The sequence below is a fragment of the Enterobacter oligotrophicus genome (assembly GCF_009176645.1).
Classification (GTDB): Bacteria; Pseudomonadota; Gammaproteobacteria; order Enterobacterales; family Enterobacteriaceae; genus Enterobacter; species Enterobacter oligotrophicus.
Genome location: NZ_AP019007.1, coordinates 4,034,503 through 4,046,770, shown reverse-complemented (window position 1 = coordinate 4,046,770; position 12,268 = coordinate 4,034,503). Strand labels below are relative to the sequence as shown.

Sequence of the window (12,268 nt, the reverse complement as noted above, 5' to 3'; positions counted from 1 at the left end):
TGTACACTTGTTAATTGTTTAGAACATTAACCCGAATATTTTCAAGGTGAGCGTGACGTCTGACGACGACCTCCGCTTCTTTCATATTTGACCAGTTAGCAATAATATTTTTTGCCTGTGTTTCATTGGTCATATCAACAGAGTTGACTTCTATAGCCACATCCCCTTTTTTCAGCCCGGAATGGCTGTAAAAAGAGGACGCATTCCGTGGATTGATGTTGTACCCCTCCAGCTGGCCCTTTTCGATTAACGGTTTTAACACCAGATAATCATCCAGGTGCACACTGTCAGCCCCCGCGTCCTTTGTCGATTTGGTTACCGGGCCGCTGTTAACGCCGCCCTTAAAATAATCGGGTGTTTTTAATGCCAGTACCTGCGAAGTACCTTCGTAATTAATTACCACATTGTCTTTATTGATTGTCTCAATATACGCGTCGCTGAAACCGGAAAGATTTTCACCTTCACGATAGCTTTTCTGACCGCCCGGCGTCTTGATAACGGCGAAGGAGAGCCAGGCATCATCACTGCTGACAATGCCTTCAATCTCAGCGGCTAACGGAGCTTTCGCCGCCGCACGCGGGTTCTCCTGACGCACCGCGGCAGTAAAAAGAGTAAACGCTTTGTCACTCTGGCGCTGTTGAGGCTTTTTGACGTCAGCATTCGCCAGTTTATTTGAAACTTTTTTATAATCTTTATAGATCACATACCCTTGCTGGCCGCAAAAAATCAGCGACACAAACATAATACAGGGTGTTATCCACCGGGAGAGAAATGAGAAACTCATTATTCATCTGGCCTTTAGCAAAGCGAAAATAAGCAGCGTCGTGCTGCGCCAATATGTGATGCAAATAGTAAATAGTCGGCTCAAAATCGACCACCAGCTTTGCCATTAACTTTGATGAAGAAAAATATTGACCGGGAAAAAACCAGATGTTAAGGCTGAAAGACAGGTTATTTTTACTCTGACTGCAAATTGACCAGACGTAGCGCTTAGCTTACTTTTTCGTCCCAGTGCTATTCATGTAAAGAGACGGTAAGTCGTTATGTATCAGAGTCATTTTAATTTTAAAAATCCGCCATTCAGGAAGGTCACCCGCGTATCGGGTGACTTTTTTGTGCCTTATCATCAGGACGTGTTCAACCTGCTGAAGGAGAAAACCCGGACGGCGGGAATTACCGGGCTCTTTTGTCACGACACCGCGCTGCTTTGCCAGTTCAGCGATGCGCTGAAAGCCGCCTGCCGCGACGTACTTTCTGTAAATGCTTTTCCAAAACTGAGTGCCAGTAGCCTGCTGTACAAACTCAGCCCGGAGAGTAAAGAGAATAAAAGCCGCGTCCAGGCAGTCGATGCCGTACTGCGTCACTGGCTTGAAGAGAGCACTTCCCGCAAGACGAAAAGTAAAGTGCTGGTGATTTCCCACATGGAAGCCATGAAGGAGAGCTGCCGGGAGGTACTGGGAATGTTGCTGGCCCGTGCGCAGGAGCTTGAGTTTCAGTTAGCGATTGTGCTGACGGGCGCAGTGGATCAGGAAACGGTTCTGATGCAGCAGTCAGGGCTTCAGGAGTTTGTGCATACGCACCATGTGGTGCGTGGCCTGACCTGTCGTGAATATCTCAGCTATGTGCAGACGCAATGCGAGGAGCTGGGCTGCGAAACAGCACCGTTATCTCCCGCCCGCGTTCGCAAAATGCATACGCTAACAAAAGGTCACATCAGTAAATTCAATGAACTGGCGCACCTGTCCCTGATTGCCGCCTGGACGGAACGCGCAGCACAGGTGAGCCCGCGTCATTTACGTCTGGCCGCTGGCGAAATCCTCCCCGCGAAAAGACCCGGTAAGCGCCTGGCAACCGTTGGACTTTTCGCCTCTGTATTATTCGCTGCCTGCGGCTGGTATTTAACATCGTCAATCAACGCCAGGCTGCCGGTTCAGTTGCCGGTGCCGATCAGTTGGAAACAGCAGACCCCGAAAGCAGACGTGCCTGTCGTGCCGGTCATCGACAATGAAATGGTCAATCAGCCGGATGCCATGCACCAGCTTTACCTGATGTGGGGTTACGATGCATCGGCGGAAGACGCGCTGTGTCAGAACGCCGCCAGGGTTAACCTGATGTGTAAACAGGGAAATGCCTCGCCGGATGCGCTGGCACACGAAGGCTATCCGTGGGTGAGTGAAATGAAAACCGGTAATCACCTTAATTATGCCGTTGTTGCCCGTGTCGGGGACAACTCAATCGACCTGCTGATGAATAATCGTACATGGCAGGTAAGCCGCAGCTGGTTTAACCAACATGCGACCGGGAATTACACGCAGCTGCACCGCCTGACGCCAGAAGGTAAAGACGCTATCAGTGCCGCCAGCGACAGCAAAGAGCTGACGTGGCTCGATCAGCAGTTGAGTCTGGCACTTTCGCAGCCCGAAACACACGCCCAGACCTGGACGGCGGAGTTAATGAAACGCACCCGCGCGTTCCAGCAGAAGGCTAATCTGCATGTGGATGGCATTCCGGGAGAAGAGACACTGATGCAGTTAATGCGGGATACCAATACCACGCCGAACGTGTTGATCCAGACATCCCGTTCAGAACCCGCCGCGAAAACGCAGGAGAAGAGTTCCTAATGTCTACCATCTGTCTTGCGGCCCAGCGCAGTTACGTTACCGGGGAGGCGGTCTGGTTTTCATACCGCGTCCCCAGCCTGAGAAAAGTCGTCGGTCATACCTTTTTATGGATGCTCGGGCTTTGTGCCATGCTCGTTGCCGGGCTTTACGCACACGTTTACTGGAACTTGCGACACCCCGCACCTGAACCGGTAAAAGCAAGCGTCGCCAAACCTGAAACGCAATTGTCGGATATGCATTACGTGTATGTGAGTAAACCTTTCCCGCATCCACACCCGAAACCTGCGCCGGTGCATGAGGAGATCCCCGCGATGCAGGATCTGCCAATTAATAACGACGACGCTGACTGGCAACAGGCACCTGACGGTAATATTCCGCACGATACGTCACGTGATACGTTACCAGGAACAGAGGCGCACGATGATGTCGACGCCGTTAAGAATAGCCGTACAGATAATGACGATACATCGTTAAAAGAATTATTCAGGCAGGCGCTCAAAGAACAAGAGCAGGATTATGCGCAAGGGAAAATTCCCGCGCCGCCGGTTGACGAAACGCAGGATAATTCGCAATCTGGGATGCTACATAAAGATAATTCCCGGCCTCCGTTAAGTGAAAAAGGAGACCGGCTGGAGTAATTAATATTTTTCAGGCAGTGCGGTGAGATTAAGAAGTCGACCTTTTTCCACCACAATGTATTGACCTTTCTTCAGGTCAGAGAGGATTTTAATAATGGTGCTGCGAGCCAGATTAGTGTACTCCTGAATGTAATCATAAACATTAATATCGCGTTTATGTTCAACAATCAGTTCATTAATTTCATATAAAAACTCGCGTACAACAGAATACGCACTGCGGGCAACCAGAACGTCATCACGTTTGCTCAGCATGCAGACATAGCAGGCAAGCACTTTAGCCAGCTCAGGCCAGAGATTTTTATCGGTCATCAGCTGTGTAAAAACATCTTTTTTTATGGAGCGGACAACGGTATTTGCACGCACAAGCCCATACATGTGGGTTGAATGATAGAAGATGGATGAAAGACCGAAAATGCACTGTCCCTGAACGGTGAACATACATAATTCGTCAGATTCGCGTCGGAATTCTACTTCGCCGCTGACGATAATATGAATATACTGGGAATCTGCAGTGGAGATTTTCTGCCATTTCTTTAACGTTTTTTCTTCGAAACCTGACGTTGCAGAAATAATAGCGTCCATTTCGTTTTGTGGACGTAATTTTTTAGCATAGATGCTTAACATTGTTATACCCGTTATAAGATGTGAACTTTAAAAATCAGGACTGAGGTTAAATAACCTGAGTTCAGGAATATTTTCCTGATAATGTTCTCAAAGAGAGAATAAAAAACTGATGCTTTAAATATTTTTTTGCTGCATTGCTTAGCAAGCTATGTGTCCATCTTAAATCCGGATAATTTTAAGTCAATTAACTAAAAATGAATTGAATTTGTACCTAAGATTAATCTTAAGAAAAACATGAGAAAAATACGTCTTTGGGGGTAAACCCAAGGATTACCCCTGTCCGTATTTCTCTAAAAGTGCTTCGGCGATCGCCATGGTTTCTCTATCAGCAACGCCATTCCATAACTGCGGACGAAAATGCATCTGGAAAACGCTAATGACTCTTTTCTGCTGCGCTGGCGTGCTGTTTTCAGGCACGTCATAGCCGTAACGCGCTAAGAGGTCGAGAAGCATCGCGGTATCGACCGCCTGAAAGCGTGGCCGACCGTTCAGATAAAACGTCACGCGTTCGGGATCGGGCCAGGCACCAATCCCCTGCTGCGCCAGTTCGCGCCAGGGAAACAGCGGACCTGGGTCGTCTTTACGCTGAGGGGCGATATCGGAATGGGCCACCACGTTCTGCGGTTTAATGTTGTAACGGGTAATAATGTCTCTGGCGAGCGGGATAAGCGCCGCGATTTGCGCAGGCTCGAAGGGGGCGAATGTTTTCACACCCTCATTCATCTGCCAGCCACGGTTTTCCAGCTCAATGCCGACAGACGTGTCGTTGATACGGTTTGTACCGCGCCAGAAGCTCAATCCGGCATGCCACGCCAGTTCACTTTCAGGCACCAGTTGCCAGATGCGCGGTTTGCCATCCGGTGCAGGAGGTTTAGCTGGGATAAGATAGTGAGAACTGACGTTTTTGTCGGTTAACGTCGCCAGCGAGGTGTCGAAATCATCGGCGGTGTAGTGGATCACCAGCACCTTTATACGCGGGTACGCCGCCTGCGCCTGGTGACGGGTATCCAGCTCGTAGGTGCCTTTATCAACAATGCCTTTTTCGGTAGCACATCCTGCCAGCAGCAGCGCCAGCAGGAGTGTGGATAGCGAGCGTTTCATCGACGCGTTTTCACCGCCGTACCGCTTACGCTCACCATCAGCATGCTGGCATCTTTACCAACGGTTTCATAATCAATATCAATACCCACAACGGCATCCGCGCCCAGCGCTTTTGCCTGCTCGCCCAGCTCCTTAAACGCGATTTCGCGCGCCTTACGCAGCTCTTTTTCGTAGGCCCCCGAACGGCCACCGACGATGTCGCGGATACCGGCAAAGAAATCCCGAAAAATATTCGCGCCGAGAATAGCTTCGCCCGTGACCACGCCGCAATATTCGGTAATCGGCTGCCCTTCCAGGGTTGGCGTTGTTGAAAACTGCATACTTACTCTCCTTCTTTAGCGTTCAATGCCTTAGGCTATAACTTCAACAGCATTATCGGTTCGTTACGCTATGATTGAAAGGATAGTTAATAAATAAGGAAATCAACATGCGCTACTCTGCTTTAACGCTTTTAGTGCCGTGCGCGCTGGTGCTCAGCGCCTGCACCACCCCGGTCACGCCAGCTTTTAAGGATATCGGTACGCGTAGCGGCCCTTGTATTGAGGGCGGCCCGGATACCGTGGCGCAACAGTTCTATGATTATCGCATCCAGCACCGGGGTAACGACATCACCGCCCTGCGCCCGTACCTGAGCGATAGTCTGGCAAAACTGCTGAACGACGCTTCGCGCGATCCACAGCATAATGCGCTGCTCAAATCCGATCCGTTCTCCAGCCGCGCAACGCTGCCGGATAGCGCCGAGGTCGCCAGTGCTTCAACGATCCCGAACACCGATGCGCGAAACATTCCGCTGCGCGTGAAGCTGACTCAGGGCAGCCAGACCTGGCAGGATGAAGTGCTGATGATCCGCGAAGGCCAGTGCTGGGCGGTAGACGACGTGCACTACATCGGCGGCAACGTTCATGCCCCGGCTGGCACGCTTCGCCAGTCGATTGAGAACCGCTAAGCCATCCGTTATAAAAATGTTAACCCCGTAAAATGTCCGGCATTTCATGCGGAATGCCGACATTTATACTCGCCGTCATTGCCCATCGCTATTTTGTGCTATGTTTAGAGAGGATTACGGGTTATATTTAACTTTTAACGCAGAAATATTGCATAACTATTCTGTCAACGGTACTATCTGCGGCCTCAATTGCTATAGATTGCCTGGATGAGTAAAGACTGCCCCGATGAGTATTCAACTAAACGGCATTAACTGCTTCTACGGCGCACACCAGGCGCTGTTTGACATTACGCTGAACTGCCCGGAGGGCGAAACGCTGGTTTTGCTCGGCCCAAGCGGCGCAGGCAAAAGCTCCCTTCTGCGCGTCCTTAATCTGCTTGAAATGCCCCGTTCAGGTACGCTGGCGATTGCCGGTAACCATTTCGATTTTGCGAAAACGCCGTCTGATAAAGCGATCCGCGAGCTGCGTCAAAACGTCGGCATGGTCTTTCAGCAATACAACCTCTGGCCGCACCTGACCGTCCTGCAAAACCTGATTGAAGCGCCTTGCCGCGTGCTCGGTTTAAGCAAAGACCAGGCGATGGCGCGCGCCGAAAAGCTGCTGGAACGTCTGCGTCTTAAGCCGTACAGCGATCGCTATCCGCTGCACCTCTCCGGTGGTCAGCAGCAACGCGTGGCGATTGCCCGTGCGCTGATGATGGAGCCTGCGGTGCTGCTGTTTGACGAGCCAACCGCAGCGCTGGACCCGGAAATTACCGCCCAGATCGTGAGCATCATTCGTGAGCTGGCGGAAACTAACATTACTCAGGTCATTGTGACTCACGAAGTGGAAGTGGCGCGTAAAACCGCCAGCCGCGTGGTTTACATGGAAAATGGGTATATCGTTGAGCAAGGTGACGCGAGCTGCTTCACAAACCCGCAAACCGATGCCTTTAAAAATTACTTATCTCACTGATGTGTTAGGGAAAATGATAATGAAAAAAGTATTGATTGCCGCGCTGCTTGCTAGCGTCAGCCTTTCCGCTACCGCAGCCCAGACTATTCGTTTCGCCACCGAAGCGTCTTATCCTCCGTTTGAATCTATCGATGCAAACAACAAAATTGTTGGCTTCGATGTGGATCTGGCAAACGCTTTATGTAAAGAGATCGACGCGACCTGTACTTTCAGTAACCAGGCGTTTGACAGCTTGATCCCAAGCCTGAAGTTCCGTCGTATTGATGCCGTGATGGCCGGTATGGACATCACCCCTGAGCGTGAAAAACAGGTTCTGTTCACTACGCCTTACTATGACAACTCCGCGCTGTTTATTGGTCAGAAAGGTAAATATGCCTCTGTTGATCAGCTGAAAGGTAAGAAAGTCGGCGTGCAGAACGGCACCACGCACCAGAAATTCATCATGGATAAACATCCGGAAATCACCACCGTTCCGTATGACAGCTACCAGAATGCGAAGCTGGATCTGCAGAATGGCCGTATCGACGGCGTATTCGGTGATACCGCAGTCGTGACCGAATGGCTGAAAGCGAACGATAAACTGGCCGCCGTGGGTGATAAAGTAACGGATAAAGATTACTTCGGCACTGGCCTGGGTATCGCGGTTCGTCAGGGCAACACTGAGCTGCAGCAGAAATTCAACACTGCGCTGGAAAAAGTGAAGAAAGACGGCACCTACGAAACCATCTACAAAAAATGGTTCCAGAAGTAATTCCTGATGAATGAAATTTTTCCTTTAGCAAGCGCCGCCGGGATGACCGTCGGCCTTGCCGTTTGCGCACTGGTTATCGGCCTGGCGCTGGCGATGTTCTTTGCGGTGTGGGAGTCAGTCAAATGGCGTCCCGTCGCATGGCTTGGCTCAGCGCTGGTCACGGTATTGCGCGGACTACCGGAGATTCTGGTGGTCCTGTTTATCTATTTTGGCTCGTCACAGCTACTGTTAACGCTGTCGGACGGCTTTACGATTAATCTTGGATTTGCACAGATCCCGGTGCAAATGCAGATAGAGAATTTTGACGTCAGCCCGTTCCTGTGTGGCGTGATTGCCCTCTCCCTGCTCTATTCTGCGTATGCCTCGCAAACCCTGCGCGGTGCGCTGAAAGCCGTACCACAGGGGCAGTGGGAATCCGGTCAGGCGTTAGGCCTGTCGAAAGCGGCGATTTTCTTCCGCCTGGTGATGCCGCAGATGTGGCGTCATGCCCTGCCGGGCCTGGGGAACCAGTGGCTGGTGCTGCTGAAAGATACCGCGCTGGTGAGCCTGATCAGCGTTAACGATTTGATGCTGCAAACCAAAAGTATCGCCACCCGCACCCAGGAGCCCTTTACCTGGTACATCGTGGCGGCGGCTATCTACCTGGTGATCACGTTGCTGAGCCAATACATCCTTAAGCGTATTGACCTGCGTGCAACGCGTTTTGAACGGAGACCAGGCTGATGCTTGAGTATTTACCCGAGCTAATGAAAGGGCTGCACACCAGCCTGACGCTGACCGTGGCGTCCATCATCGTGGCCCTGATTCTGGCACTGATCTTTACCATCATCCTGACGCTGAAAACGCCGGTGCTGGTGTGGATTGTACGCGGCTACATCACTCTGTTTACCGGTACGCCGCTGCTGGTGCAGATCTTCCTGATTTACTACGGACCGGGCCAGTTCCCGTCTTTGCAGGAATATCCGGTTGTCTGGCATCTGCTCTCTGAGCCGTGGCTGTGCGCCCTGATCGCGCTCTCCCTGAACAGTGCGGCGTATACCACGCAGCTGTTCTACGGTGCGATCCGCGCGATCCCGGAAGGACAATGGCAGTCCTGCGGGGCGCTGGGGATGAGCAAAAAAGATACGCTGGCGATTCTGTTGCCTTACGCCTTTAAACGTGCGCTCTCCTCGTATTCCAACGAAGTCGTGCTGGTGTTCAAGAGTACCTCGCTGGCCTACACCATCACATTGATGGAAGTGATGGGCCACGGGCAGTTGCTGTATGGACGTACTTACGACGTGATGGTATTTGGTGCCGCAGGTCTGGTGTATCTGGTGGTCAATGGTTTGCTGACGCTGATGATGCGCCTGATCGAGCGTAAAGCGTTAGCGTTTGAGCGCAGATCGTAGGCCGGGTAAGCGCAGCGCCACCTGGCGAGAAGTGCATAAATGTGATTTATCAATGCGGGTAACTTTCTGGTTATCCGCATTTTTTTATTCAACAGTAAATATTTAATCATTTATATTGCATACAAATTCATTAAATGGCATTGTACCTTCATAAGACCTACAGACGGGAGTATGACAATGAAAAAGTTAGTTCTGGCCGCATTACTGGCAACTTTCGCCGCTGGCGCTACAGCGGCAGAGAAAATCAATTTTGGCGTTTCAGCCACCTATCCACCATTTGAATCGCTGGATGCCAGCAACCAGATCGTCGGTTTTGATATCGATCTCGCGAAAGCCGTGTGCAAACAGATGCAGGCCGACTGCACGTTCACCAACCACGCGTTCGACAGCCTGATCCCGTCTTTGAAATTCAAAAAATACGACGCGGTGATCTCCGGGATGGACATCACGCCGGAGCGTAGCAAACAGGTTTCCTTCACCGACCCGTACTACGCGAACTCCGCGGTGGTGATTGCGAAGAAAGGGGCGTACACCTCTTTTGACCAGCTGAAAGGCAAGCGCATCGGGATGGAAAACGGCACCACGCACCAGAAATACCTGCAGGACAAACACCCTGAAGTGAAAACCGTGGCCTACGACAGCTACCAGAATGCGATTATCGACCTGAAAAATGGCCGTATTGATGGGGTGTTTGGTGACACTGCCGTCGTCAACGAGTGGCTGAAAACCAACCCGCAACTGGGTACGGCGACGGAGAAAGTCACCGATCCGCAATATTTCGGCACGGGCCTGGGCATTGCGGTGCGTCCGGATAACAAAGCCCTGCTGGAAAAACTGAACGGCGCGCTGAAAGCGATTAAAGCAGACGGCACGTATCAAAAAATCAGCGACCAGTGGTTCCCGCAATAATGTCTTTTGCCGGGTGACGGCTTCGCCTTACCCGGCCTACGGGGGTGGTCTGTAGGCCGGATAAGCGCAACGCCATCCGGCAACTCTACAGCGGCACAAAGAAGCGAAAACGCGCCCCGCTCACCGAATCCATCAGCCTGATCCCACCGCCGTGCAGCTCCAGCATCCGTCTCACAATGAGCAGCCCTAAGCCGCCACGATTCTCCCGCGATGCCTGGGAATTTAACGCAGAAGGACGCTGAAACAGATCGTCGCGTAGCGCCGCATTCACCCCCGTTCCGCTGTCTGCCACTTCAACCTGCAGTTGCTCATTCTCCTGCCACACCGCCAGACGGATTTCTCCGCCCGCGGGCGTATGGCGGATCGCATTATCCAGCAGGTTTGTCACCACCCTCTCAATCATCGACACATCCGCATTAACCAGCGGCAGTGGACCCGGCACATCAATATGCAGATTCAGTTCACGCGTGCGGGCGGTCAGTTCGAACTTCTGCGCCACGTCAGAGATAAGCTCCGCCATCGCGAAGCGTTCGCGCTGCGGCTTAATGCCACCATGTTCCAGGCGCGCCAGTTCAAACAGCTGCTGCGAAAGGTGACGCACCTTTTGCCCCTGACGCAGCGCAGTGGCGAGATACTGCTGATGCTCCTGTGGCGTCAGCGTGGCGGACTTGAGCGACAAGGTTTCCAGATACCCCAGCAGCGAGGTGAGCGGTGTGCGCAGATCGTGCGAAATATTGGCAATAAACTCCCGGCGCTGACGGTCGCTGTCGGCCAGTTGATCCCACTGAGAAATTATTTTGCGTGCAAGCTCGATAAAGGTGTTGCGCAGAGTCACCACTTCATCATTTGCCGCGGGCTCCAGCGGCTGTGCCGCCAGCTGTTTGATGGCGCTAATGCTGTCCTGCTCCAGCCCTGCGACGTCCGTCGTCAACTGTTTTACCGGACGTGTCACCCAGTACCAGAGCAGCAGCCCTGCCAGCAGACCAAAGAGCGCCACCAGCAACAGAGACCACATCGCCGTGCTCCAGAGCGCTTTATGCCACGCCATCTCTGCCAGCGCGTTTGACTCTTCGCCCTGGAGAATAATGTACAGATAGCCTTTAAGCTCACCGTCCTGGCGTAGCGGCGTGGCGCTGAAAACCTTTTGATTCTGGCTACGCGGGTCGTCGCCGTAAACCGGCATTGCCGCACCGCTGAGAAACGTCTGCAGCGGCGCAATGTCGATTTTTGGCCGCTGGATATGGCCTGGCGGTGCCGCATCGGCCAGCAGCTCACCGTCCGGAGAGACGACATAAAGCTCAACGCTCGGATTAAACGTCATCAGCCGATCAAACAGCGGCTTCAGTACGTCACGATCAACCCTGCCCTGGGCGTTCAAAATCGGTTCACGCTGTACAATCTGCTGCGCCAGGCCACCGGAGAGCCGCTGTACCATGGCATTGCCGTATTGCATGCTGTTGTAAAGCTGCACCGCGCAGGCGACGGCGGCGCAGAGCATCATCAGCAGAATGAACAGCAGCGTCAGCCGCTGGCTCAGGCTAAAGCGCCGCATCATGCTTCAGCTCCGCAAATTTGTAGCCTTTGCCCCAGACGGTGCGAATGATCTCCGGCTCGGCAGCATCTTTCTCAATCTTGATGCGCAGGCGGTTAATGTGCGTGTTAACGGTGTGTTCATAGCCCTCGTGCTGATAGCCCCATACCTGCTCCAGCAAAGCGAGACGGGAAAAGACTTCACCGGGGTGGCGGGCAAAGAAGTACAGCAGTTCAAACTCGCGCGGAGTGAGATCGACGTCTTGCCCGTTCAGGCGCACCGTGCGTGCCAGCGGGTCGATCGTCAGGCCGTGAGCGTGAATGAGACCGGAAGTCTGCACCTGCCCCATCGCCTGCTGACGGCGAAACAGCGCTTTAATGCGCGCAATCAGCTCCTGCACCGAAAACGGTTTTGCCAGGTAATCATCGGCCCCGGTTTCCAGGCCGGTAATGCGGTCCGTCTCGCTGCTACGGGCGCTGATGATAATAATCGGCAGGTAGCGCGTCATCTGACGGATGCGACGGCAAATCTCCAGACCATCGACGCCGGGGAGCATTAAGTCGAGGATCACCGCATCCCACGGCTGTGCTTCAAGCCGCTGTAACGCATTGCCGCCATCGGATTCATGGGTGATGGTGTAGCCTTCGTCTTCTAAATTGAGACGCAGGAGTGCTGCGATATCGTGGTCATCTTCCACCAGCAGGATCTGCTTCATGGGTAAGCCTTAATTCATTTCGTTGTCTTAAGATTACCTGATTTCGCAGGGATGAAGAGTTCACATTTTGTTTAAGGTTATGCGAT

At 52.5% G+C, this 12,268-nt stretch carries 14 protein-coding genes; 8 read left to right on the top strand and 6 right to left on the bottom strand.

All coding sequences use genetic code 11. The features are described from left to right. Positions 1-10: 10 nt before the first annotated feature. Entirely contained in the window at positions 11-742 is a 732-nt protein-coding gene (gene gspC / locus EoCCA6_RS19385) for a type II secretion system protein GspC (RefSeq protein ID WP_152084487.1), read from the bottom strand. Positions 743-1,043: 301 nt separating this feature from the next. Between gspC and EoCCA6_RS19380 the strand changes: the two genes are divergently transcribed. Together EoCCA6_RS19380 and EoCCA6_RS19375 are read left to right on the top strand one after the other, a co-directional pair. Beyond that, positions 1,044-2,621: an ExeA family protein gene (locus EoCCA6_RS19380; protein WP_152084032.1), complete on the top strand. Its 1,578-nt coding sequence runs from the start codon at positions 1,044-1,046 to the stop codon at positions 2,619-2,621. Continuing rightward, entirely contained in the window at positions 2,621-3,259 is a 639-nt protein-coding gene (locus EoCCA6_RS19375) for a hypothetical protein (protein WP_152084031.1), read from the top strand. The genes EoCCA6_RS19380 and EoCCA6_RS19375 overlap by 1 nt, the downstream gene beginning before the upstream one ends. Here EoCCA6_RS19375 and EoCCA6_RS19370 read toward each other — a convergent pair whose 3' ends face one another. The 3 genes from EoCCA6_RS19370 to EoCCA6_RS19360 form a co-directional block, all read right to left on the bottom strand. Continuing rightward, positions 3,260-3,883: a helix-turn-helix domain-containing protein gene (locus EoCCA6_RS19370; protein ID WP_152084030.1), complete on the bottom strand. Its 624-nt coding sequence runs from the start codon at positions 3,881-3,883 to the stop codon at positions 3,260-3,262. A gap of 270 nt (positions 3,884-4,153) precedes the next feature. Then, the gene (locus EoCCA6_RS19365; protein ID WP_152084029.1) at positions 4,154-4,984 is read right to left on the bottom strand and encodes an N-acetylmuramoyl-L-alanine amidase; all 831 of its coding nucleotides are present in this window, start codon (positions 4,982-4,984) and stop codon (positions 4,154-4,156) included. Beyond that, the gene (locus tag EoCCA6_RS19360; RefSeq protein WP_006174327.1) at positions 4,981-5,304 is read right to left on the bottom strand and encodes a heavy metal-binding domain-containing protein; all 324 of its coding nucleotides are present in this window, start codon (positions 5,302-5,304) and stop codon (positions 4,981-4,983) included. The genes EoCCA6_RS19365 and EoCCA6_RS19360 overlap by 4 nt, the downstream gene beginning before the upstream one ends. Before the next feature lie 107 nt (positions 5,305-5,411). Here EoCCA6_RS19360 and EoCCA6_RS19355 point away from each other — a divergent pair, with 107 nt between their 5' ends. From EoCCA6_RS19355 to artJ, 6 genes are all read left to right on the top strand, one after another. Beyond that, a complete protein-coding gene (locus tag EoCCA6_RS19355) occupies positions 5,412-5,930 on the top strand; it encodes a lipoprotein (protein ID WP_152084028.1) in 519 nt (172 codons plus the stop codon). 226 nt (positions 5,931-6,156) lie between these two features. Next, a complete protein-coding gene (gene artP, locus EoCCA6_RS19350; protein ID WP_152084027.1) occupies positions 6,157-6,885 on the top strand; it encodes an arginine ABC transporter ATP-binding protein ArtP in 729 nt (242 codons plus the stop codon). Between the two features lie 19 nt (positions 6,886-6,904). After that, positions 6,905-7,636 carry an arginine ABC transporter substrate-binding protein ArtI gene (artI, locus tag EoCCA6_RS19345; protein WP_152084026.1) on the top strand — a complete coding sequence of 244 codons (732 nt, stop codon included), beginning with the start codon at positions 6,905-6,907 and terminating at the stop codon, positions 7,634-7,636. 6 nt (positions 7,637-7,642) lie between these two features. Continuing rightward, a complete protein-coding gene (artQ, locus tag EoCCA6_RS19340; protein WP_152084025.1) occupies positions 7,643-8,359 on the top strand; it encodes an arginine ABC transporter permease ArtQ in 717 nt (238 codons plus the stop codon). Then, the gene (artM, locus tag EoCCA6_RS19335; protein WP_152084024.1) at positions 8,359-9,027 is read left to right on the top strand and encodes an arginine ABC transporter permease ArtM; all 669 of its coding nucleotides are present in this window, start codon (positions 8,359-8,361) and stop codon (positions 9,025-9,027) included. Before artQ ends, artM begins: the two co-directional genes overlap by 1 nt. A 177-nt stretch (positions 9,028-9,204) precedes the next feature. Beyond that, a complete protein-coding gene (gene artJ / locus EoCCA6_RS19330) occupies positions 9,205-9,936 on the top strand; it encodes an arginine ABC transporter substrate-binding protein ArtJ (RefSeq protein ID WP_152084023.1) in 732 nt (243 codons plus the stop codon). A gap of 85 nt (positions 9,937-10,021) precedes the next feature. Here the strand turns inward: artJ and EoCCA6_RS19325 are convergent, their stop codons facing one another. Both EoCCA6_RS19325 and EoCCA6_RS19320 read right to left on the bottom strand, forming a co-directional pair. Then, positions 10,022-11,491, bottom strand: a complete 1,470-nt coding sequence (locus EoCCA6_RS19325; RefSeq protein WP_152084022.1) for a sensor histidine kinase — start codon at positions 11,489-11,491, stop codon at positions 10,022-10,024. Then, a complete protein-coding gene (locus EoCCA6_RS19320; protein ID WP_152084021.1) occupies positions 11,475-12,182 on the bottom strand; it encodes a response regulator transcription factor in 708 nt (235 codons plus the stop codon). Before EoCCA6_RS19320 ends, EoCCA6_RS19325 begins: the two co-directional genes overlap by 17 nt. Between the last annotated feature and the right edge of the window lie 86 nt (positions 12,183-12,268).